17 protein-coding genes are annotated in these 22,613 nt (G+C 55.6%); 7 read left to right on the forward strand and 10 right to left on the reverse strand.

Going from position 1 to position 22,613, the window contains the following annotated elements; translation table 11 throughout:
- Positions 1-8: 8 nt before the first annotated feature.
- The gene (locus H8B13_RS12110) at positions 9-3,080 is read right to left on the reverse strand and encodes a glycosyl hydrolase 115 family protein (protein WP_187311078.1); all 3,072 of its coding nucleotides are present in this window, start codon (positions 3,078-3,080) and stop codon (positions 9-11) included.
- Between the two features lie 558 nt (positions 3,081-3,638).
- Complete coding sequence (locus H8B13_RS12115; RefSeq protein WP_187311079.1) at positions 3,639-4,955, reverse strand: D-arabinono-1,4-lactone oxidase; 1,317 nt, start codon at positions 4,953-4,955, stop codon at positions 3,639-3,641.
- Between the two features lie 142 nt (positions 4,956-5,097).
- Between H8B13_RS12115 and H8B13_RS12120 the strand changes: the two genes are divergently transcribed.
- From H8B13_RS12120 to H8B13_RS12140, 5 genes are all read left to right on the forward strand, one after another.
- Positions 5,098-6,216, forward strand: coding sequence for a mandelate racemase/muconate lactonizing enzyme family protein (locus tag H8B13_RS12120; RefSeq protein ID WP_187311080.1), 1,119 nt, complete (start codon positions 5,098-5,100; stop codon positions 6,214-6,216).
- 127 nt (positions 6,217-6,343) lie between these two features.
- Positions 6,344-6,742: a hypothetical protein gene (locus tag H8B13_RS12125; protein WP_187311081.1), complete on the forward strand. Its 399-nt coding sequence runs from the start codon at positions 6,344-6,346 to the stop codon at positions 6,740-6,742.
- Between the two features lie 394 nt (positions 6,743-7,136).
- Positions 7,137-7,280, forward strand: a complete 144-nt coding sequence (locus H8B13_RS12130; protein ID WP_187311082.1) for a hypothetical protein — start codon at positions 7,137-7,139, stop codon at positions 7,278-7,280.
- Between the two features lie 297 nt (positions 7,281-7,577).
- Entirely contained in the window at positions 7,578-8,654 is a 1,077-nt protein-coding gene (locus H8B13_RS12135; RefSeq protein WP_187311083.1) for an alpha/beta fold hydrolase, read from the forward strand.
- Positions 8,655-8,954: 300 nt separating this feature from the next.
- Positions 8,955-10,754, forward strand: coding sequence for a DUF885 domain-containing protein (locus tag H8B13_RS12140; protein ID WP_187311084.1), 1,800 nt, complete (start codon positions 8,955-8,957; stop codon positions 10,752-10,754).
- A 193-nt stretch (positions 10,755-10,947) separates the two neighbouring features.
- On the opposite strand, the gene H8B13_RS12145 is transcribed toward H8B13_RS12140, so the two are convergent.
- The 4 genes from H8B13_RS12145 to H8B13_RS12160 all read right to left on the reverse strand — a co-directional run bounded on the left by H8B13_RS12145 (position 10,948) and on the right by H8B13_RS12160 (position 16,883).
- A complete protein-coding gene (locus H8B13_RS12145) occupies positions 10,948-12,564 on the reverse strand; it encodes an SBBP repeat-containing protein (RefSeq protein WP_187311085.1) in 1,617 nt (538 codons plus the stop codon).
- Positions 12,565-13,199: 635 nt separating this feature from the next.
- Positions 13,200-13,871 (reverse strand): LytR/AlgR family response regulator transcription factor, encoded by a 672-nt coding sequence (locus H8B13_RS12150; protein WP_187311086.1) that lies wholly within the window; start codon positions 13,869-13,871, stop codon positions 13,200-13,202.
- Positions 13,872-14,094: 223 nt separating this feature from the next.
- Positions 14,095-15,624: a sensor histidine kinase gene (locus H8B13_RS12155; protein WP_187311087.1), complete on the reverse strand. Its 1,530-nt coding sequence runs from the start codon at positions 15,622-15,624 to the stop codon at positions 14,095-14,097.
- Between the two features lie 449 nt (positions 15,625-16,073).
- The gene (locus H8B13_RS12160; protein WP_187311088.1) at positions 16,074-16,883 is read right to left on the reverse strand and encodes a serine hydrolase domain-containing protein; all 810 of its coding nucleotides are present in this window, start codon (positions 16,881-16,883) and stop codon (positions 16,074-16,076) included.
- Between the two features lie 387 nt (positions 16,884-17,270).
- Between H8B13_RS12160 and H8B13_RS12165 the strand changes: the two genes are divergently transcribed.
- Together H8B13_RS12165 and H8B13_RS12170 are read left to right on the forward strand one after the other, a co-directional pair.
- Positions 17,271-17,678, forward strand: a complete 408-nt coding sequence (locus H8B13_RS12165; RefSeq protein ID WP_187311089.1) for a hypothetical protein — start codon at positions 17,271-17,273, stop codon at positions 17,676-17,678.
- Positions 17,679-17,761: 83 nt separating this feature from the next.
- On the forward strand, positions 17,762-18,022 hold the full coding sequence (locus tag H8B13_RS12170) for a hypothetical protein (protein ID WP_187311090.1): 261 nt from the start codon (positions 17,762-17,764) through the stop codon (positions 18,020-18,022).
- 120 nt (positions 18,023-18,142) lie between these two features.
- Here the strand turns inward: H8B13_RS12170 and H8B13_RS21565 are convergent, their stop codons facing one another.
- From H8B13_RS21565 to H8B13_RS12180, 4 genes are all read right to left on the reverse strand, one after another.
- Positions 18,143-18,979, reverse strand: a complete 837-nt coding sequence (locus tag H8B13_RS21565) for a peptidase dimerization domain-containing protein (RefSeq protein ID WP_315985133.1) — start codon at positions 18,977-18,979, stop codon at positions 18,143-18,145.
- A gap of 9 nt (positions 18,980-18,988) precedes the next feature.
- Positions 18,989-19,600, reverse strand: coding sequence for a M20/M25/M40 family metallo-hydrolase (locus tag H8B13_RS21570; RefSeq protein ID WP_315985134.1), 612 nt, complete (start codon positions 19,598-19,600; stop codon positions 18,989-18,991).
- A gap of 404 nt (positions 19,601-20,004) precedes the next feature.
- Positions 20,005-20,133, reverse strand: coding sequence for a hypothetical protein (locus H8B13_RS21235; protein ID WP_261990349.1), 129 nt, complete (start codon positions 20,131-20,133; stop codon positions 20,005-20,007).
- Between the two features lie 58 nt (positions 20,134-20,191).
- A complete protein-coding gene (locus tag H8B13_RS12180) occupies positions 20,192-22,258 on the reverse strand; it encodes an ATP-binding protein (protein ID WP_187311091.1) in 2,067 nt (688 codons plus the stop codon).
- Positions 22,259-22,613 lie beyond the last annotated feature (355 nt).

Below are 22,613 nucleotides of genomic sequence, written 5' to 3' on the forward strand. Positions count from 1 at the left end.
GGCTAAAGCTAGGGCAACGAACTTTTGCCCCCCAGAGCTTGCTCATTGGCGCGGGTGGGGCGCACAAGCGGACGAGCCGAAACTTTTCGGGTCGGGGAGGTCGGGGAGGGAAGGCCCGACGCTTTCCAGGTTTCCGGAATGAGGCTGTAAGCGGGTTGCAGGCCGCCCAGATCGATGGTGAGGTGGTCGAGCACCACGCCCGGATCAAGCAGGTAGATGGTGAGCGTATGCCGGCCGGGGCTCAGCAGCGGTCCTTTCGTTTGCCGTTGCGCGCGGTTGCGCAGCACATTCTGCTTCCACTCCTCCGACCGGCCCACGGTTTTGAAATCGACAATTTCTATCGGGCCATTGTCCAGAGCTACCCCATAGCGCATACTGGTGCTGCGGGTAGTGGGGTGAGTGGGCAGGGTATATACGGTGACGATTGGGGCCGCCCGCGAGAAGGTGTAGAAATCGTACTCGACGGCCGGGGCTTGGGTCCGTATGTTGGCCGTATCTGCGAGTGGCTCTGCTTGCAAGGGCTGAGCCTGCAGGGACTGACCGGCGTGGCCGAGACCCTCCACCAATGCCCAGCGGCTGGCAGCTTTATCTGCTTTGCGACTGTAATGCGTAGCCAGCATCGAGACGCAACCATTGATTTCAATAAACCCTTGGTAGTCAGCTGCTAATTTGCTCTCGGCTACGGCGGCCCGCACGACTACGCGGAAGGTTTTGCCGGCTCCGGTAAATGTCAGGAAACCCGTTGGTGCACCCTGCTTAGGCACTTTGCGCCAGTCAACGTGCACCTGAAGCCGCTGTTGTTTTTGCCCCCCAGCCGAGGTGAGCGTACCTTTTTGGGCAGACAGCGTCAGCCACTTTACCGACGACTTTGCCTTCCAGGTAACCGCCCGCTTCCGACTCAGAAATACATCAATAAAGTAGCTCGGCGACCCCCACGGATAGAAGGTTGGCAACGACAGGGAAGATGCTGACGTGGCTGCTTGCGCGGAGTCGTGGGGGGCAAATCCTTCCGGCGCAACGCCCCAGATTAGGGTGGTGTCAATGGAGAGATTCGGTAAAATTGGCGCTTGGTAAACGGGTAAGTTGCGCGGCTTCATCGACATCATACCGCGCCATTTGCTCCCCGCCAGTTGGTTGTTGTAATACTCCGTTTCTAGCTCAATGCTCGCGTACGCCTGTTGGGCCCACAGGGCATAGTCGGTGGCACTAGCGCGGTGCTGCAGGGCGTACCAGTAGCTCTTGTCCTGATACAGAAACTTCTGATTCATGAGGGCCGCGCCCACGACCGGGTAGTACACCAGCTCAAAAAAGGCATCAGCCCGCGCCGGCTCCATCTGGGCGCGCAGCTGCTGGACGCGCTGCCGCAACGCGGCATAGCGGTCGAGGCGGCGCTGGGCTTCGTCGCCGTAGCCAAAATGATTGTAGGCGGTGCGCTGAGTTGGTGTGGTGGGCTCCGTCTGGCTCCAGCCCATAAATTCTGGGCGGCGCTCAAAGGCCAAGTCATAATATTCCCAGAGGATGGACTGAACTTCGGGTCCGAATTTGTCGCCGAAAATACTGCTGGCCCACGCCTTCAAATGAGTGGGTACATACCGACTTTGCTGGAAAGGTCGGGCATCATAAGCCATGTCCAGAAACAGCTGGATGTTGTATTCCAAGGGCTTGATGTCGCCCACGTTCAGCACCCACAGCCGATCAGTTTTCAGCTCGTGGGCCTTCATCATCTCCTCCCGAATCAGGGCCGGGTGCGTAGAACTCAGCCACAGATAATCGTGGGGGCGGCCCCAGTACGAGGCGTGGTAGTACACGCCCGAGCCGCCCCCGCGCGTCTGCTCTTCAGCGTTGCTGAGGCGGCTGATGTAGCCGTAGTTATCATCGGGCCACACCAGCGTCACGTCGTCGGGCAGCTTCAGGCCTTCGTCGTAAATATCAAGCACTTCCTTGTAGGCCGTGAATACCTGTGGCACAGTCGGCACGTCAGGGGCCACATGGCGCCGCAGGATTTCGCGCTGATCAGCAATGATGCTGTGCAACATCTGGGCGGCTTGTTTAGGATTTTTGGCGCCTTCCATGCCGCTGTCGTGCACGCCGCGCATTCCCAGTGAATACATCACCTCCATGTCGGCTGCTTGCTTCACCCGCTGCTCCCAATACTTGTACACGGCGGGCTTGTTGCGGAAATAGTCAAACGGTCCCATGTTGGGCTCCTTCCACTCGTCTACGTTGTTGCGCAGCATGGGCTCGGCATGGGAAGTGCCCACCAGAATGGCGTAGCGGTCGGCCATCTTCGGGTTGCTGGGGTACGAGAAAAAAGCGCGCGTGCTGGGGTGCATGGCGGGCCAGATGAGGTTGGCCTTCAGGCGCAAAAGCAGCTCGAAAATGCGGGCATACGTGTTGGGCCCAATGTCTTTAATATCCTTGTCCAGGTTTTGAGCGGCCCAGGGTTGTAGGCCCCAATCTTCGTCGTTGAGGAAGATGCCGCGATACTTCACCGTGGGCGACGCGCTGAGGAAGCTGCCGGCCGTCAGGTACAAATTATCCTGGTGATGGGGCGTTACATCGGCCCACCAGTACCACGGCGACACGCCCAGCCGCCGCGACAACTCAAACACACCGAACGCGGTGCCGCGCCGGTCGCTGCCCGCGATAACCAAGGCTTTGCCCGCCTGCCCAAACGGCTTGTCAACGACGCTTATACTGAACGCCTCCCACTTTCCTTTGAGGCCCGCTACCTGCTTCACCCCTCCCGCTGCCAACTGATCAATCAGCTTCGACTGCCCCACTGTGCCAATGAGTACAGAAAAGCCCCCCAGCGGCTCATTAACCCCCCGCAGCGCCGGAGTAATACTGGTGATATTGGCAATGTCGCGGGCCAGAGCATCGGCGGCCACGCGGACAACCTCAGCATCCTGATTGTCGAGATAAAGTGGCGCGGCCAGCTTTTCATGCACTAGCGCAAACCCCTCAGCGCTATAGCTTCCGGCCAGCACCAGCGGCGCGGTAGGCGTGGGCTGGGCGCCCATCGGGTAGGAGAGGGACAGAAGCAGCCAGCAAATGAGCCAGGAGAAGTACTTTCTCATCAGGTGACACGATGGTTAGGCGAGTTGCAAGAGCAGCAAAGAGTTAAGATTTTGCCCCAGCTGCTGCTCACTGGTCTTTCTTGAGGCTGAATCGGGTGATACGTTTAATGGATGCCGACCCCGGTACTTGACCTCCGTAAGCTAATGTGCCTGACACTTCGCCGGGAACCGTCCCGTACTGTCCTGATATTGTAAATGCGCCGTCACAGAAGAGCCCGTGAAACACATGTTTCACGGGCTCTTCTGTGACGGCGCATTCAGACTTAGGGATGAAAAGTAGCAGCGGAAAAAATATTCCGTGCGCTTGAAAACTGCTTTGGGCCTACTCAGGTGACGTGTACGTCTTCAGATGCGCCAGGGTCACCCGGTTGCGGCGGCTTTTCGGCACAGTGGTAGGGTTGGGCAACGAATAGAATAATTAACCGTGCAAACATATAGAACTTGATAAAGTATAGATAAGAATAGCTATATCAAGAATAGTGGAACACTTCGCTAATTCCGGAATTATATATTATTTTTTTTGAATTTTCGCCTTTTAAACCCGATTCAGCCCTTTTTCTAAAGGGAGTTAGCTAGATAAGTATTCACGAAGGCATTGCGAAACTTGCCTTTCGGATCATACTGCGCCATCAAAGCCTGAAACGCGGGCAGTTTCTCATACTGACTTTGCAGGTGTGCCGCCGACAGGATAAACAGCTTGCCCCAGTGCGGGCGTACCCCGAAAGGCGAGAGTGCACGTTCCAGCAACGGTAGCACCTGGCTAACGGCAGCTTCATCAGGCTTCCAGGTGAAATGGATAGCCAGCGAGTTTTGCTGATAGCATGGGCTCAGCCATAGCGCATCGGCTGCGACAGTCCGCATCTCCGAAACCTGCAGGCACGGGCGCAAGTATTTGTGCAGGCCTGCCACGGCCCGAATAGCTTCCTCGGCGTGGCGTAAGGGTACAAAATATTCTGATTGCAGCTCCTCGCCTGAGCTGGGTGTGAAGCCCAGCCGGAAGTGCGGCAGACGATCATGCCAGGGGCCCGGCACACCCATTTGCTCCGTGCAGTTTATGGGCGAGAGGCCGGCCAGCGGATGCAGATTCTGCGTGGCGCGTGGGGCCCCAAAAAAGTCTGGTGGAGCCTGCTGAAGCTGCGCGCCGGGCGTAAGGCGCTGTTTCAGCCAGACCTGCGTAATGCGCTGATCCTGCCAATCGGTGAATAAGCTCACGCTATAAGCGCTGGCCTGAATGGCGGCAAAGTGCTCACAGACTTGGTCGAGAGGCAAGTTTTCGTACACGTCCTGGCAAAGCTGGAAGGTGGGCTCGATGGCGAGCGAAAGCTTGGTTATGACCCCCAGCGCCCCTAAATGCACAACCGCGCCCTGAAACTCGTCGCCGTCATTTTCCTGCGACAGCACCCGCACTTCCCCCGAGGCGAGTACAAACTCCATCGCCCGAACGGCCGTGGCTAGGTTGCCGTGCTGTATGCCCGAGCCGTGGGTAGCGGTAGCACAGGCGCCCACTACGGAAATATGCGGCAGCGAGGCGAGGTTGTGCAGGGCAAATCCGTGGCTGTGCAGGTAGGGAGCCAACCGGCCATACGTGATGGAGGCGGGCACCGTAACCGTGCGAGCGGCCGCATCAAGGTAAATATCCGTCTCCGCCGCCCCAAGGGAAAGCAACTGCTGCGTACTATCGGCGATGCCGTTGAAGCAATGGCGGGAGCCAAGCACCTTCAACTGGTCGGTGGTTTGAACCAGCTCCTGCACCTGCTCTACAGAGTCGGCCTGCGCCAAACGGGTGGTGCTATAACGATAGTTACCAGCCCAGTTCAGTAACGGTGGCGCGATGGGCGCAGGGGAGGAAACAGGCAGAGAAGATTGAGATTCCATAAAGAACGGAAGTGGCTGAAGGAGCTGGGGGCAAAATTACGACATTATGATAAGGACATCAGGCTTCGGGAGCTAACCAAGAGACACAGGGGGCTTTTTCGCAGCTAATAGGGAATGATGGGCGGGCTGCTTATTTTGCCCCATGCTCCCAACGACTATTCAGTCCATTGAAATTTTCAAGCTCTTCCTGCCACTGAAGGAGCCATTCGTCATTTCCCTCGGGCCCATCAACGAGGTCCAAAACGTGGTGATTCGTCTGCAAACGGCGGATGGCTGCACAGGCTACGGTGAATGCAGCCCTTACATGACCATCAACGGCGAAAGCGTTGATACCTGCTTTGCCGTAGCGCAGTACTTGGCACATGGGCTATACGGGCACGATGCGTCGGATATTGCCGGATGTGTGGCCATTATGAACCGTATTATCTACGCCAATAGTAGTATCAAAAGTGCATTTGACATGGCCCTGCACGATATAGCTGCCCAACAGGCGTGCGTGCCGCTTTACGCTTTTCTGGGGGGCAAAATCACCAAAAAACTGACCACTGATATGACCGTCAGCCTGGGGCCGGCCGAGAAGATGCAGGCCGATGCTATCCGGTTTCAGAAGCAAGGCTTTCCGTCTATTAAAGTGAAATTGGGGGAAAACCTGGAGGCCGATGTAGCGCGCATCCGGGCCATCCGGGAAGGCATCGGGCCAGATCATCCGCTGAGCATCGACGCGAACCAAGGCTGGCACACGGCTGAGGCGGCCATTGCCGTTTTGCAGGCCCTGGCTCCTTACCGCATTGCGCATTGCGAAGAGCCTATTGCCCGCCACTTGTTTATGGATCTGGCCACGGTGTCGGCCGCGTCGCCCATTCCGATTATGGCGGATGAAAGCTGCGGCGACGAGCACGACGCGGCACGCCTGATTCAGCTGCGCGCCTGTCCGCAGTTCAATATCAAGCTCGGCAAATCATCGGGGCTGCACCGGGCCCGAAAGATTGTTGACTTGGGCGCAGCGGCCGGCATGACCCTGCAAGTCGGCGGCTTCATGGAGTCGCGCCTGGGCATGACGGCCGCCGCGCACCTGGCCCTCACCAGCGACGCCATCCGCCACTGCGACTTTGACACGCCGCTGATGTATGCCGAGGACCCAGTCGTGGGCGGAATTCGCTACCTAGCGCAGGGCGTGATTGAGGTGCCAGACGTGCCGGGCCTGGGAGCAGTGATAGATGAGCAGTACTTGCGAAACGCGGAAAAGCGGGTTGTAGAGTAATACATATGTGGGTACATGTGTAAAGAATGGCGATTTATCGCCTACTTGCTCATCTATGCCGACATGCCGCCTATCAAAACCGAAGCTATAGAGCTACTGAGTAGGTAGCTTTTCTTATCCGCTCCTAATGAAACTTCTGACTTATACGCCTCACCTAACGCTCTACCTACACGAAGGAATTAACCGCGCTATTGAAGCCCAGTGGCTAGGTTTCGCTAGTAGCGCCGAGCTGCGCCAGTCTACGCTGGAAGCCGTAACCCTGGCCCGGCAATACAAAGTATCGGGTTGGATAGCCGATGATCGGCTCCTAGGGCCCATTCGCCCCATCGATTTGGAATGGATTGCTCAGCAGGTGCTGCCCCAGCTGATCGGCGCAGGTGTGAAGCGGTTTGCCCGCATTGAGGCAATAGATCCGATGAATAAAATGCTAATAGGGCAGGCGCAAAAAACGGCAGAGCATCAGTTGTCCTTTGAGATGGGCACCTTTACGGACTTACAGTCGGCGCGCGTTTGGGCTTGCGGCTAGCTATTAGCGAATACTATAGCACCTTATTTCTAGCATGTAGATCTGCACAATTTAGTGTAAGCTGGGTATAGGTGCTGATTACTCTTTGAAAGAGGCGACGGCGAGCATTTATCTGACTGAACAGCAGAACGTAAGCGAAGAAGCTGTTGCTTTATTTTTTCCGAAGATCGCGCAACTGAGGCTGTGCAAAGGTGTACCCATTAGTGGCTCGCTTCGGTAAAAAAATGCCTGATTCAGCCATTTGTCTACCACCTCTAATGCCTGCGATTATGTCTAAGCAATCTGGAAACGCAGCCAGCACGACCCCAAAGCTGGACCAAACACCAATCCCAAAATCAGCAACCAATCTTCGGGGGAGGCCCAGCACGCCGGCTCTACCGATAAAGACCGTTCCGTGCGAAGCGGACTGTCGGGTCAGGCCAGCAAGCCCCACGCCGCCAACTCCGAGAAATTTGACCAACGCATTGCCGGCGACAACATGGAAAGCGGCACTGGCATGACGGCCCCCAGCGACAAAGGCAGTAGTAACAACAACTAAGTAGCCAAGCCTTCCGCCCAAACCTTGTGGCCGCAACTACTAAGTTGCTCCACAAAAAAGCCCCCCAGAAACGGGTAAAACTATACGTATTGGCCTCCGCTAGCTGCATGCTGGTGGAGGCTGTTTTTTGCCTAAACCAGTACGCTTAGCCTACGGGGGGCTTTTTGTTTCTACGGAGTTTCATCTACGCCAACGCTCACCTCCGTGCTCACCCAAAACGCCGCTATATTTACCCATCTCCACTGTTCTTTCCTCTCATAGGCGCTTACAAAGCAGCCTCTCGATTTCTGCCCCACCATGAGAAAACTACTGTTTCTGCTGCTTTGGCTGCCCCTGCTCAGCTATGCCCAAACGGCCATAAAGTACCCGGCGCCCGTTGACGCGGACTTCAGTCTAAAAAACTACGCCTTCGAAAGTGGGGAGAAGCTGCCGGAGCTGAAGCTGCACTACACCACCATCGGCCAGCCGCGCAAAGACGCCCGGGGGCGAGTTGTGAATGCGGTGGTCATCATGCACGGGACTACCGGCACCGGAAAGCAGTTTCTGAGCGAGCAGTTCGCCGGTAACCTGTTTGGGCCGGGCCAAGTGCTGGACGCAGCCAAGTACTACATTATTCTGCCCGACGCCATCGGGCACGGCCAATCCAGCAAGCCCAGCAACGGCCTGTGGATGCGCTTCCCCAAGTACTCCTACAACGATATGGTAACGGCCAACTACCGCCTGCTCACCGAGCACCTGGGCGTGGCCCACGCCCGACTGGTGATGGGCACCTCCATGGGCGGGATGGAAACCTGGGTGTGGGGCTACCGCTACCCCGACTTTATGGATGCCCTGATGCCCTTAGCCAGCTTGCCAGTAGAAATAGCGGGCCGCAACCGCATGCTGCGCAAAATGGCCATCGACCTGATTCAGATGGACCCCGCTTGGCAGGGTGGCAACTACACCACTCAGCCTCGCACGGGCCTGACGGGGGCCATTTCGTCGCTGATCTTTATGACCAGCAGTCCATTTCAAATGCAAAAAGCGGCCCCTACGCGCGAGCTAGCCGAAGCAGCGCTGGATAAAAGGAGAAACCAACTACTGACTTCCCTCGACGCCAACGACTTCATCTACCAGTTCGACGCCTCCCGCGACTACGACCCGGCCCCGCACCTAGCCAAGATAAAAGCCCCCCTGTTCGCCATCAACTCCGCCGACGACCAAGTTAATCCCCCTGAGCTGGCAATTCTGGAGCAGGAAATCAAAAAGGTCCCCAGGGGGCGTTACATCCTCCTACCCATCTCCGACTTAACCGTCGGCCACGGCACTCATTCGCACCCTGCGCTATGGTGGCATTATCTGAAGGAACTGCTAACGTTATCGGAGAAGCAGTAGGGAAAACATTGAGTGTTCTGTACTTCCTTCAAAAGTAAAAAAGCAATTATACCAACTAGAACGTCATGCAGAGCAACGCGAAGCATCTCGCGTGCTGATGTATGGTTGCTAAACAGCTAAACACGCGAGATGCTTCGCGTTGCTCTGCATGACCACCTGGGGAAAAGGTGCTTAAGCAAGGAGGCGCCTTCCAGCATATGTTCGCCATTCCAATCAAAAATGCCCCGAAGGCATTTCCCGCACACTACCAGCTCAAACCTGACACCCCGCTATATTTACTTACCACCTCAACCTTTCCCTATGAAACACCTTTTCCTATCAGCGGCGCTGGCGGCGGCTTTGCTGGGCACTCTGACCAGCCATACACCAGCGACTAAACTTGCAGCCGCGAGTGTAGCTGCCGATTCGCCGGAGCTGGCTACGTTGTTTGAGAAGTACTGGGATGAGCGGGCCAAGCTGTATCCACTGGAAGCTACTTCGCAGGGTGATAACCGCTACAACGATCAGCTGCCTAATGATGGCACTGTGGCTTACCGCGCCGCCCAGCGGCAGTTTTTTCAGCAGTACCTCGACCAGGTCCAAAAGTTCGACCGCAGCAAGCTCTCCGACAACGACCGGGTGAGCTACGATATCTTCCTCTATGAGATGCAGAGGCGCCTCGAAGGGCTCAAGCTGAATACCTGGATGATGCCCTTTAATCAGATGAGCGGCCTGCCGATTGGGTTGGCGCAGCTGGGCGCGGGCTCCGGCAACCAACCTTTCAAAACCACCAAGGACTACGACAACTGGCTGAGCCGGGTGCGCGCCTACCCCGTGTGGGCCGACACGGCTATCAGCAACTTCCGCCGGGGTATGCGCGCTGGGGTAGTGCTGCCCCGTCCGCTGGTAGAAAAAATGCTGCCCCAGCTGCAGGCCATGATCACGCCAGACCCTGCCAAGAGTATTTTCTATGGGCCCGTGGCTAAGTTCCCGGCTGGAGTACCTGCCGCTGATCAGCAGCGCCTCATGGCCGCGTATCAGCAGGCCATCAAGGAGCAGGTGGTGCCCACGTACCAGAAGCTGCACGACTTTTTGAAGAACGAGTATTTGCCCAAGGCGCGCACTACTACTGGCATTTCGGCGGTGCCCGGCGGTGCCGATATGTACCGCTACGCCGTGAAGTACTGGACGACCACCGACAAGACCCCGGACCAGATTTACCAGACGGGCCTGAGTGAGGTGAAGCGCATTCGGGCGGAGATGGAAAAGATCAAGACGGAAGTAGGCTTCAAGGGCGACCTGAACGCTTTCTTTACCTACCTGAATACCGATCCTAAGTTTATGCCCTTCAAGACGGCGGAAGAGGTGCTCAATGTGTACCGCGGCATTCAGGCCAAGATTGATCCCAATCTGAAGAAGATGTTTGGGCGGGTGCCCAAAACCGGCTTTGAGGTGCGCCAGACTGAAGCCTTCCGAGCGGCCTCCGCCAGCGCCCAGTACAACCGCGGCCTGGCTGACGGCTCGCGCCCCGGTATCTTCTACGTACCCATCCTCGACGCCACCAAGTATAACGTGACCCGCGGCATGGACAATCTATTTCTGCACGAAGCCATTCCGGGCCATCACTACCAGATTGCTCTGCAGCAGGAAAACGAAAACCTGCCTAAATTCCGTCGCTACGGTAGCTACAGCGTCTTCAGCGAAGGCTGGGCTCTGTACGCCGAAAGCCTGGGCAAGGAGTTGGGCCTCTACACCGACCCCTACCAGCGCATGGGTGCGCTGAACGGGGAGATGCACCGGGCCATTCGCCTGGTAGTGGATGTGGGCATGCACAATAAGAACATGACCCGCGAGCAGGCCATCAAGTACATGCAGGCGAACCGCAGTATCGATGAGCAGGCGGCCACGGCCGAGATTGAGCGCTACATGGGCAATCCGGGGCAGGCGCTATCCTACAAAATCGGCCAGATGAAAATCATCGAGCTGCGGCAGAAGTATGAGAAGCAGCTGGGGGGCAAATTCAAGCTCAGCGCCTTCCACGACCAGCTGCTGCAGAATGCCGCCATGCCCCTGGCCATTGCCGAAAAGACGATGGACGCTTGGGCGGCTACGCAGAAGTAGAAGTTAATACAAGCGAGAACGAAAAAGCCCCCCAACGCACGTTGGGGGGCTTTTTACTTATAGAACTAATCGTAGTGATTGCTGCTGATGAGCTTATAGTCACGTAAGCTACCAAAGCAACTACAGCGACTTGTCGTTGAACTAACTTAACAGAACAAGCACTCTTTGGCAGTGCTGCTCATAACTTGGCAGACTACTTTTGCACGACAATGCGGATCGTCTCGGTAGTCTTGCCCTGAACTAGGCGGCAGAGGTAGACTCCGCTGGGCAGATCGGTGGTGGACAGCGGCACTGTCTGTACACCCGTGGCAGTAGCTAAACCAAGATCGTGGGTTTGGACCAGCGAGCCTCTGGCATTGTAAACCAGTAGCTGTACCGGAGCCGCTGAGGTACGTTGGAACTGCAGCGAGGTATGGTCACGGGCCGGATTGGGAAAGGCTTTCACGGGTAACCGTGGTGCAGCATCGCTTTGCCCAGCCAAGCTACTCAGGTTTGAGGAAGTGGCAGTCAAGCAGGAGCTTGGCTCACGGAGGTATTTAATGGTAGCCACATCGAAGTCAGTGCCAGGGTCACGCAAGTAGCCTGTCACATACGTATTGCCATGGATATCCACTGCCATGGCCACGGGAACACCTTCAGCACCAGTCGGCCCATCGTAGCGCGCTTGCCAGCCTAGTTGTCCTGACTGTTGGTCGTATTGTAGGGTGAGATAATCAACGTTACCAGTTTGGGGGTCCATACCAGATCCTGTCACATAGACGTTGCCGTAAAAATCCACAGCTATATCCTCAGGGGAGGAAGTTTCGAGTGAATTGTAGCGTGCCACCCAACGTTCCTGTCCCGTCCGCCCATCATATTTCAAAGTAACAATTTCATAGGTAGTCCCATTGAACGAAAACCCAGTGACGTAGGCGTTGCCCGCCAGATCAACGGCAATTCCACTGGCACCGGCCCTGTTGGCGGTCCCACTGTAGCGCGCTAACCAGAGTTGCTGGCCTGTGCGTCCGTCGTACTTAAGGGTAGCAATATTTTCGCCCGTGTGGGGAGAGAAGCCAGTCACGTAGGCGTTGCCGGCTAAGTCCAGCGCTATATCCCAGCCTGCATCATAGTCATTGGCAGGTCCGTTGTAGCGTGCCACCCACCGTGACTGGCCCGTACGTCCATCGTATTTTATGGTGGTAAAATCACCATCAGTATCACTATACGAGGCTCCCGTGACGTAAGCGTTACCCGCCAGGTCGACTGCTAGGGCCCACGCGCGATCCTGCCCATTAGCGGGACCATTGTACACTGCTGCCCACACTTGGCGCCCTCTTCGTGGCTCATATTTAAGGGTAAGATAATCTGAGTTGCCGCTTAGGTTGGTAGTAGTGCCGGTGACATAAACATTACCCACGAGGTCTACGGCTATATCAGTAGCAGTTTCTTCGCCGTTGCCGGCTCCATTATAGCGGGCTACCCACTTCTCTTGACCTGTATGCTGGTCGTAGCGGATAGTGACCAAATCTTCATCATTCCCGTCAGACGATACCCCCGCTACATATACATTACCCACCAGGTCTACCGTAATGGCGTAAGCCAAATCAAGTTTATTGGCGGGCCCATTATAGCGGGCTACCCATAGGGGCTGCCCTGTACGGCGGTCGAGCTTGATGGTAAGCATGTCAGTAAACATGCCCTCAGCGTTAAAAGCACTACTGTTGACAGTGTAGCCCGTTATGTACACGTTCCCCGCAAGGTCTACGGCGATGTCCCTGCCCTCATCCGTGCTATGGATTGGTCCGTCGTAGCGCGATACCCATGCTGCCACACCTTCAGCATCACACGGTAGTTGTCGGCTAGCGGAGGCAGGGCCTGCTTGGGGCTGGGCTCCATAGCTGCGTACTGTTGACTGGTCAGGAAGCTGGGTGGGTGAAGCTGGTGCGCTGGGGGGTAATATTCGCTGCTGAGACGAGTGGAGCGGGAGGGGGGCAGGAGCCAGACGGCTTGGTTGAGCGTGGCTAGCAGACGCGCACATCAGACACCCTATTAGCAATATACAGTGGGTAAAAAAGTAGCACATAGCAAAAGTGCGGAGAGGGTACTGCAGGCAGACATTAATCTGCTTGCAAATACGAACGAGTGCACACACGAAGCCTAGTTGGCTTACCGAGAGAGTCCTCAGGATTTTCCGAGAAGAGCCGACGCGGCGAAGCGCGTCAGTGGGGAGCACAAGATTCTATTAGATAGAAATAAGTAAAATTTAACACTTTATAGTTATAAATGCAATGCTGCGAGCTTGTTAAATAAAGGCCTACCTAGCAACATAGTATTGCCACCAAGCCCCATTTACTTAATGGCTTAGCCCGGTTAGGTTCTGAGTTGCAAAATAGGCCAGATAGAAATCAGCGCAGTATCTGTCAGTTTTTGGAAAAGATACACGCTCTCGAATAGGTGCCATACAGGCTATACCTGTAGCTGCGGCAGATACGAAGCGCCCACCGGCACGGCATGGCCGCGCACGGTTACCTGGTGGCGCTCCAGTTTGTCTATTTTGTCTTTGGCCACCACAAAGGAGCGATGCACCCGCACAAACTGATCGGTGGGCAGCAGGTCGGTTAGCTCCGTCATGGTCATGCGGGAGAGCAAGCGTTTGCCCCCCAGCACAAACGTGACGTAGTTGCCGGCCGCCTCCATGTACAGAATATCCGCGTAGGACACGCGCACCTGCTCCGTGCCCGTTTTTACAAACACGTGGTCTTTGGGCTGGGTGGTTTGGTCGCGGAGGCGGAGCAGCTCGTGGGCTTTGTTGCAGGCTTTCATGAACCTGGCCAGCGAGAAAGGCTTGAGCAGATAATCGACGGCATCCAACTCGAAGCCCGTCACGGCGTGCTCGGAGTAGGCTGTGGTAAAGATGACCAGGGGCTTTTTCTGCAGACTGGTCACAAACTCCAGCCCCGAGATGTCGGGCATCTTGATATCCAGAAACAGCAGATCGACGGGCTGCTTTTGCAGGTACTCCATAGCCTCAAAGGCATCGGTGAAGCAGGCTTTAAGCTCCAGAAACGGAATTTTGCCCCCCAGGGAGCGCACCACCTCCAGCGCCATCGGTTCGTCGTCGATTGCAATTGCCTTCATAGGTATTCAGCCGGGTGGGGATAGAGAAAAGCGCGAGATGCAGAGCCGGAACCGAAGCATCTCGCATGCTGACGTTGTAATGCTATTGCTTATTCTAGGTTGTGCACTGCCAAGCTAAAGCTAGGATGAGCTAGAAAGCTAGTTCCCCTCCTCAGCTGAGAAGGGGAACTAGCTTTCTAGCCTTACACCTTTTTAACTTTCTGGTTTTCTAGCCCTTGTTTATCTATTGCTGGGCTCCTGTGCCTAGCTGTAGTGTAAGGTGCACAAAAAACTCTTGGGGTGTTTCCCTGATTTGCAGCTCGTGCTTGCCGGGGTAGAGGAGGGCTAGGCGCTGGCGCACGTTTTCGAGGCCTACGCCTGAGTGGTCTTTTTCCAGGTCCAGCTCCTGCTTGGGGTGGGTGCTGTTGTACACGTCAAAGTAGAGCTTGTCGGCTTCGTAGTGCAGGGTCACCCGTATCCACGATTTGCGCTTTAGGCTGATGCCGTGCTTGAAGGCATTCTCCACGAACGGAATCAGCAGCATGGGCGCAATCCAGCGCTCGGCTACCACATCTTCAATGGTAGTTTCGATGCTAATATTGGGCGAGGTACTGGTCCGCAAGGATTGAAGCTCGATGTAGTTGCGCATGTACTCCACCTCGCGGGTGAGCAGAATTTGGCGCTGGTGGTTTTCGTGCAGCATAAACCGCATCATGTCGCCCAGCATCTGAATGCCCTGGGCCGTGCGGTCGCTGTTTTCCTGCAGGGCGGTGCCGTAGAGCGTGTTCAGGCTGTTGAACAGAAAGTGCGGATTGATCTGGGAGCGCAGGAAATCAAGGTTGGCCGTGGACTGGCCGAGCTCGGTTTGCAGCACGCCAATTTGCTCTTTACTCTTTACGCGCCGCTTATAGAGATTCCAGGTCAGTGGAGCCGTGAGAAAGAGCTGAAAGCCCGAATTGAAAAAGGAAAAACCAGCCGCTACATCCGGATCATTGCAGAAGATCAGAACCAGTAGCATCACCGGCCCAAATGAGATAAGCAAACACAGCAGTACCCACAGGATGTATGATCGCACCGGCCGTTGCTTCGTTACCAACCGCGGGATGAGGTAATAATAGGCGAAGAAATAGAAGGCTGCCGTAAGCGGCACAAGCATCGCCCCATACAGAATCATCTCTTCGGCTCCCACCGCCATGAGTAGCAACACGGTCACCAGCCACACGCCGAACGCCAGCGCCGCTTCGCGCACAATAGGTCGGTTCTCTGGCTTGATAGTCAGTGGCCTCGGGATAAAGCGCAGAACCACGTACTTCAACAATGAGTACATTCCCAGAAAAACCAGCAACTGAAAAGCCCCCCCAAATCCTTGCTGAAACAGCGCATTGTAGGTGTCCTGCTCCGTGGGGTACTCACGGAAAAGATACGTAGCAGCATAGGTGTCAGTGGTGCCAAAAACCACCCCCGCCACCACATAGGCCGTTACTAGCAGCAGAATGTTTCGGGCCACTGCTTCCCGCCGCAGGAGCTGGGGCACCACCACAAAATTGACCAGCAGAAACGTGAGGTAAACGGTAATAAATACAAGCACCCGTGGATAGAAGAAATTGGCGTAGTACCCGAACGGCATTCCCGCCTCCTCGAACAACTGGCGGGCAACGGTCGCATCACTGCTATCGAGCAGCAGAATCGAGAAAATTAGAAGGATCGTAGCGGCCCCAAGCTCAATCTTGGAAAGGGTGGTTGGCTTATCGATGTACTCCGTGAGATCATTCATGGGAAGATCTGGGGTCTGAGGCTGCGTCTCTTCTAGCGTGGGTGTCATATGAGGGGCCTGTTAGGCAGGCGTGGTGTTTTGAGGGAAAGGCATTTATTGTTTGGCAGCGTTCTGCATACTAGGATTGTGTAATAGTCAAAAAGAACGTCATGCAGAACGCAGTGAAGCATCTCGCTCGCGGTAGTGGGAGTCCTAATCCAGCGTCAGCACGCGAGATGCTTCACTGTGTTCTGCATGACGTTCTGAAATGAAAGTTTTCTACACACATTCAGCTGTAAATTATCTGGGTCAAAAGGATAGCAATCTATTCTGTTTTCTGCGTCTGGGGGGCTTTTTGTAGAGACGCAAAGTGTTGTGTCTCTACACCGCTCAGTCAAATTCGAGATGTTAGTAGTATGGATGCTGCGTGAAGGCGAGGCTACTTTATTCCTGGCGCTTGGCCTCCGTCGCTACCCAGCAGCCTTCCCGAATGGTAAGACCAGCGGCTCGACTCGCACGCAGTACATGGTGTTGCTCAGGCCCAGCGGCCCCAGTAATTCGCGCTCCAGATAATCCTGGTACGGAATGCCCGTCACCCGGCCGATAATCTCGCCCAGCAAGTAGTAACCAAAGTTGTTGTACTCGTAGTTCTCGCCCGGCTTGAACTCAAAAGGCTGCTTGGCAAACATCTCGATCATCTCGGGGTAAGTGAGGTCGAGGCAGAAGCGTTGGCGGTTTTCCTCGTGCATCACCCGGAAAGCCTTAATGCCCGAGGTATGATTTAGCAGGTGGTGAATAGTGACGTGGTGGCCCTGCGTGGGGTAATCAGGCAAGTATTTGGTGATGGGGTCGGTGAGCGACATTTTGCCCGCCTCCACCAGCCGCATCACGATGGCAGTCGTAAATTGCTTGGTGATGAAGCCCACCTTATAGGCAGTGATGGAGCCAACATCGACGCCCGTTTCTACATTGGCTTTACCATAGGCTCGGGCCAACACCAGCTGGCCATTCTGGGCCACGCCCACGCTCATGCCCGGCGTGAGACCAGCCGTTATCTGAGCCTGCGCGGCCGAGTCAGCCACGGCGAGCAGGCGTGGTATATCTATCGGCTTGATCGTGGTCTGACTCTGGGGTGAGCCCACTACGGGCGCAGTGGCCCCGCGTACGCAACTCGTCGCCATGGGCATACCGAGCACAAGAAGCAGGCTGTAGGCAAACGGCCGGATGCGCTGTAGTAAGCTGGTAGAATAAGTAAGTCGGGTAGTGTCAGAAGTTCTCATGATGTATAGAGTTGTAGTTTTTGATACACCTGGCCCCGCTGGTAGGGCCTATCATGAGCAAGAATAAGCGGCCGTAATCGCCCCCAAAACAAAATGTGACGAACAGGAAAATGCTGTGACGAACTACTCAGCTTGCCTGAAAAAAGCCCCCCGCTCAGTGATGAATTTGCTCCTGGTGGCTCATTGGACCAACAGATCAGCAGGGGTGGAGGGAGCCTTTCAAACAGGATAAAAAGCCCCCCCACAAATGGGCAAAAGAAGTGGAGGAAAAGACAACCTTCCGCGTCGGCTTTGCGAATGAAGAAAACCTGCTACACAGGAAGCACGCAGGCAAGAAGCACGCGTTACCTCGGATCTACTTGTCATCTCTAACCATCGTGTACTACCATGGGTAAAGGCAAAAAGAAAGGTTCTAAAAAGGCTAAGAAGCTGGAAAAAGATATGCTGGACGTGGCAGCCGAATCGATCCGGAAGTATCGCCGGATAAGTAACGAAATCGGTAAGCTGAGCACCACCCAGAAACTATTTGGCGGAGTAGGCTTACTCGCCGCCGCCCTTACTTACTTGGCCAATAAGGAGACAATTGATCGGCTTGCCTCTGCCGACGGCCTTTTGGCTTCCCTGATGCTAGGCAAGACCAGGGACAACGATTCTGGGCAGGATGCCTTGCCACCCAACTCGGATCAGGAGCCGAGCAAGCCTGTAAAAACGAGCAAGCCTGTAAAAAGGAGCGTGGCTAATAAGAGCCAGAAGCGCTTACCCGCATCGGCGCCCCACTCTAGAAGCTCGACATAACCTTGCACCGCGGGGCTGCGAATACAGATTTTCGCTTTGGCTGACATCCATGGCGTACGCACCTACTCCTAACTGTTACTGATATGAAAAAGAGCAAGAAACAGAACGCGAAAAAGGATAAGAAAGCGGCCAAGCAAAAGAACAGTACTTCCTTTTTTGGTGGGTCGGCGAAGTCCGGTAAAAAAGGAAAACAGCAGAATGGACTTAGCGCGCTAACCAACGGCCAGAAAGTGGCGGGCGGCGCCGCACTCCTAGCCGCAGTCGGCCTAGGCTACTGGGCCCAGAGCCGACGCACGAATGCGAAAGCAACTACTGCTCCCAAGACAACAGGTGCCGAACATTAAACAGCCTCCCAAGGGGAGGCTGTTTAATGTTTTTTATTAAACCTCATCACCCCAATATCGGCTAAGGCAAGCTTTGTCAGAGCTGCTACAGTGTTGCAGGCAAGGAGGGCGTCTTACAAATTAGTCACGGTAGTTGAGAGCGGGCTTCCGGTCGCCGAGCAGAGGCTTATATACATAGCTGCCCACGTCCTGCTTGAATTCGGCAGTGGCTTTTTCAAGCAGGACTGGGTCAGTAAACAGGTCGATGGCCGTTAGGGTCATGGTTTTGGCGGCTACCACCATTCCTTTGGTACCAATTTCCTGACCGCTGCAAGCTACTGCTTGCCAGCTGTGAGCCGGCGTGCCCGGAATCCAAGTAGCGGCCGTGAGGCCCACTGTAGGTACCGCGAAGCTTACGTCGCCTACATCGGAACTACCACCCCCATCGGTGACGGCGAAGGGCTGCACCTTGGCCGCTTCTTCAATGGGCGGCGCCGGAAAGCCAAACGAGGCCTGAATCTGTTTGCCAATCGCAACTTCCTGCGGGGTGTAGTTCACGCCGCCCACCCGCTCCAGGTTAGTTTGTAGCGCCCGAGCTAGAGTTTCGTTGAGCAGCAGCTCGTGGGTGCCGCCAATGATTTCATAGTCCATGGTGGTGCCGGTGCCCAGGGCCGCGCCTTCAGCCGCCTTCACCACGCGGGCAAAAGCGTCTTTCACCTCGTCGCGATTGGGGTGGCGCACATAGTAGTACACTTCGGCAAATTCGGGCACCACGTTCGGTGCTTTGCCGCCGTTGGTGATGATATAGTGAATACGCGTTTCCTGGGGCACATGCTCGCGCATCATGTTCACCATGTTGTTCATGGCTTCTACGCCATCGAGGGCGCTGCGTCCGCGCTGGGGTGAGGCAGCGGCGTGTGAGGCAATGCCGTGGAAGCGAAACTTGGCCGAACTATTGGCAATGTAGCTGGCCATCATCGAGCGGTTCTAGTTGCTCGGGTGCCAGTGCACCGCGGCGTCTACGCCCTGGAATAAGCCAGCCCGCACTAAGTACACCTTACCACTGCCGCCTTCCTCGGCCGGGCAGCCGAATACCTTTACGGTGCCCTTAAACTTGCCTTCCTTAATTAGCTTTTTAAGCTCGATGCCGGCGGCCACGCTGGCCGTACCAAACAGATTGTGCCCACAGCCATGGCCCGCGTCGAGGCCCGGTACCGCCTTTTTCTCCGCCGCGGCCTGCTGCGAAAGACCTGGCAATGCATCGTACTCGGCTAGTATCGCGATAACCGGCTTGCCACTACCATACGTAGCTACAAAAGCTGTCGGTATATCGGCTACACCAGCCTGCACCGAAAAGCCATTTTCGCGCAACGTTTTCTGGAGCAGGGCCGAGCTCTTGGTTTCCTTGTAGCCAACTTCCGCGAAGCCCCAGATTTGCTGGGCTACTTTTCGGTAGTCGTCATATTTTCCTTCAATATCCTTTAGTGCTTGCGTCTTGATAGCGTTTACATCTGGCGCAGGCGTAGGGGGTAGGGCAGGATGGGCAGCCAATAGGCCAGCACTCACTAGGCTGAGCGCGAAGTACCTTTTCAAGTTCATAAAGAAGCAAAACAGCAAGTCCTGCGGCCTGATTAGTCAGGCTTGGCACGGACGAAAATAGCATGTTTCCTTCTGTTAAGTTTAAATCGAGCCGTGTTTTCTTAAGAGCGCGTTTCCAGCTTTTTGCTCTTGAGTCATGCAGAGCACGGCGAAGCATCTCGCTCGCGGTAGTGAGGTTACTAATCCCACTAAATACGCGAGATGCTTCGGCTCCGCCTCTGCATGACCGCATTTATAGGCACTGAAGGCACACCAAATTACATTGCCTTCCCCCACCTGTCATCCTGACGAAGGAAGAACCTTATCAAGCTAGAACGAGACGTTGACACAATCGTCTTTCTGGTTCGATAAGGTCCTTCCTTCGTCAGGATGACAGGCGGGGGGAAGTTTCGCTCTCCCCAACCTTATTTGCCGAATTGCCGCAGATTGTAAGTGAAGCTGAGCCTGAAGTAGCGGGTGAGGACTTTGTTGCGCACGTATTCCGGACAAATATCCGTGACGTTGCGCACCATAATGCGGTTTTGCTTGAGCAAACACGACGTGTGACCAATTGCTCCTGCACTTTTGCTTCCTGCCCACGACCAACAATAGCTAGCTCCTAACAGCCAAATCCTTAGCTACTTCTGCGTCTGGGGGGCTTTTTTTGTAGTTTATACCTTGTGGCAAGTCAATAATAAATTCTGTGAACTCGCCTTCCTGACTGATCACTCTAAGCGAGCCGCCGTGGCCCTGGGTGATGATGTCGTAGCTGAGGGAGAGACCCAGGCCCGTGCCTTCGCCGGAGGGCTTGGTGGTGAAAAAGGGCTGGAAGATCTTGTCGCGAATATGGGCCGGAATCCCTAGGCCGTTGTCGCGCACGTGTACCTCTACACGCCGGTTGCGGCGGTGCGTGTATACCTGCACCTCGGGGCAATAATTTTCGCCTTCCACCTTGCGGCGCTGCTGCACGGCATAAAATGCATTGTTGAACAGGTTTACTAATACTCGGCCAAGGGCTTGGGGTATAGCCCGGACGCGACCCAGCGCCGGATCCAATCTGGTGGTAAGGGTGACCACAAACTGCGGGTCTTTGGCCCGGAAGCTATGATAAACCAAATGCAGGTGCTCATCGGCCAGCGCATTCAGGTCGGTCAGTACCCGCTCGCCCCTAATGGTGCGGGCGTGAGCCAGCATATCGCGCACAATGTTGGCCGCCCGGCGCCCGTGCTGGTAGATCTTTTCCTGATTTTCCTTAAGTTCAGCGGCTGCGCTGCGCAGCATCAGCAAGTCGGGTTCGGGCTGGGCAGCTTCGGCTTGCAGCTCGGCGGCCAGCTCGGTGCTCACCTCGGCGAAGTTGTTGACGAAGTTCAAGGGGTTCTGAATCTCGTGGGCAATACCGGCCGTCAGCTCACCTAGCGAGGCCATTTTCTCCCGCTGCACCAGCTGTGCTTGGGTAGCTTTCAGCTGCGATAAGGTAGTACTCAGCTTGTTGCGCTGGTTAGCAATTTCCGCGTTCTGAGCATTCAGCTTCAGGTTGGCTCGCTGCTTATGCCGGATCGTGCGCCATAGCAGCAGCATCACCGGAATGATGCTGGCCAAGGCGGCAATTAGCCAGTGTGAACGGTGCTCCTCATCGGTTTGGGCCTGCTGAATAGCGCGTTCCTGCTGGCGGAGTTGTTCGCTTACTTCTAGTGCTTGTACCTGCGCCATCTTGGTTTGGCTAAACAGGCTATCGCGGGTGGTGCTGGCTAAGGTCAGGTAGTGAAAGGCGCGGGCGTTGTCGCGGCGGGCGGCATACGTGCTCGACAAAAAACGGCTGGCTTCCAAGACTCCTTTTGGGTAGTTGCCTTTCTGGGCCGCAATCAGTGCTTTATGCCCGAAATAAAGGGCTGAATCGGCCCACGGCCCCCGCTCTTGCCTGAATAGCTGGGCCTGCCCGAGGTACGCCCGGCACAAGGCAAACGTAATATGCTGGCCGAGCGCCCGCTGAATGCTGCGGCGGTAGTAGTGGCGAGCTAGCTGCGGGTTGCCCAACTTCGCGTAGATATTGCCCAGCATGGCCGCGTCGCCTACTTCGCTGATCAGGTCGTGCTCACTCAGGTCCATCGCGTAGCCTACCTGCGAGTAATGGCGTGCCGAATCCTGGCGGTTTAGCTGGTAATACACGTTGCCGATGTTGCCCATAATACGGGTCAGGAGCTTGATGTTGCGGCTTTTTTCGGCTACGCTTTTCGCTTTAAAAAAGTAAGCCAGCGCCGGCCGGCTATAGCCCTGCTCCCAATACAAATAGCCCAGCGTATTCAGCGCCCGCCCAATCAGCTCCTGGTCGCGCAGCTCTTCGGCTAGCCGCAGGCCCCGTATTCCTACCTGCAGCGCCGCCGGGTAGTTGCCCGATTCCCGAAAACCCGCACCCAACCGAATCAGTGCCCACGTCTCACCCCGCTGATACTTAAGCTTCTGGGCCAGCTGTAGCGCTTGCTTGCCATAAAAGATAGTAGCTAGCGGGTTGCTTTGCGTGTTTTCGTAGGCCAGCTGGGTTAGCAGCAGCACACGCCCGGTGTCGGGGGGCGCTACCAATAGTAGCCGGTGCAAGCTGTCGAGCCTGACATCAAGCTGGACAGCTCTGATAGGGATGCTCAAACTTAATCCCCACAGTAGCAGCACATAAAACCTTTTCATGGCAAGAAGCAAAGCATCGCCTAAGCGAAGAAGCATACGAACGCGACCAGCAACCCTATGCCATTCTTCAACCTGGGGGGCTTTTTAGAGCCGCTGCCAGCACTTCCGGCAACTCCGAAGTATCCCCTCTTTTAAAGGAGCAAGCGCAGTAGTCAAACCAGGCCTAAAATTATGGGCGAGTGCAACTACTGACAATTCTAATCTGTGCGTACGGGAGGGGGTGGTCTGAATGGCCAGTGATGGGAACAGAGGATTGCCAACGTTAGAAGGTGTTAAAACCCACCGAAAGAAGGACCTGAATCTTGTAAGCCAGACACCGCACAGGCGCCGGCACCGAAAACGCACAGGGGCATAC

This window comes from Hymenobacter sp. BT188, assembly GCF_014333585.1.
GTDB lineage: Bacteria > Bacteroidota > Bacteroidia > Cytophagales > Hymenobacteraceae > Hymenobacter.

Coding starts and splice junctions, on each gene's coding strand:
- H8B13_RS12110 (WP_187311078.1), bottom strand. CDS start 3,080: ATGAGAAAGTACTTCTCCTGGCTCATTTGCTGGCTGCTTCTGTCCCTC.
- H8B13_RS12115 (WP_187311079.1), bottom strand. CDS start 4,955: ATGGAATCTCAATCTTCTCTGCCTGTTTCCTCCCCTGCGCCCATCGCG.
- H8B13_RS12120 (WP_187311080.1), top strand. CDS start 5,098: ATGCTCCCAACGACTATTCAGTCCATTGAAATTTTCAAGCTCTTCCTG.
- H8B13_RS12125 (WP_187311081.1), top strand. CDS start 6,344: ATGAAACTTCTGACTTATACGCCTCACCTAACGCTCTACCTACACGAA.
- H8B13_RS12135 (WP_187311083.1), top strand. CDS start 7,578: ATGAGAAAACTACTGTTTCTGCTGCTTTGGCTGCCCCTGCTCAGCTAT.
- H8B13_RS12140 (WP_187311084.1), top strand. CDS start 8,955: ATGAAACACCTTTTCCTATCAGCGGCGCTGGCGGCGGCTTTGCTGGGC.
- H8B13_RS12150 (WP_187311086.1), bottom strand. CDS start 13,871: ATGAAGGCAATTGCAATCGACGACGAACCGATGGCGCTGGAGGTGGTG.
- H8B13_RS12155 (WP_187311087.1), bottom strand. CDS start 15,624: ATGAATGATCTCACGGAGTACATCGATAAGCCAACCACCCTTTCCAAG.
- H8B13_RS12160 (WP_187311088.1), bottom strand. CDS start 16,883: ATGAGAACTTCTGACACTACCCGACTTACTTATTCTACCAGCTTACTA.
- H8B13_RS12165 (WP_187311089.1), top strand. CDS start 17,271: ATGGGTAAAGGCAAAAAGAAAGGTTCTAAAAAGGCTAAGAAGCTGGAA.
- H8B13_RS12170 (WP_187311090.1), top strand. CDS start 17,762: ATGAAAAAGAGCAAGAAACAGAACGCGAAAAAGGATAAGAAAGCGGCC.
- H8B13_RS21565 (WP_315985133.1), bottom strand. CDS start 18,979: ATGATGGCCAGCTACATTGCCAATAGTTCGGCCAAGTTTCGCTTCCAC.
- H8B13_RS21570 (WP_315985134.1), bottom strand. CDS start 19,600: ATGAACTTGAAAAGGTACTTCGCGCTCAGCCTAGTGAGTGCTGGCCTA.
- H8B13_RS12180 (WP_187311091.1), bottom strand. CDS start 22,258: ATGAAAAGGTTTTATGTGCTGCTACTGTGGGGATTAAGTTTGAGCATC.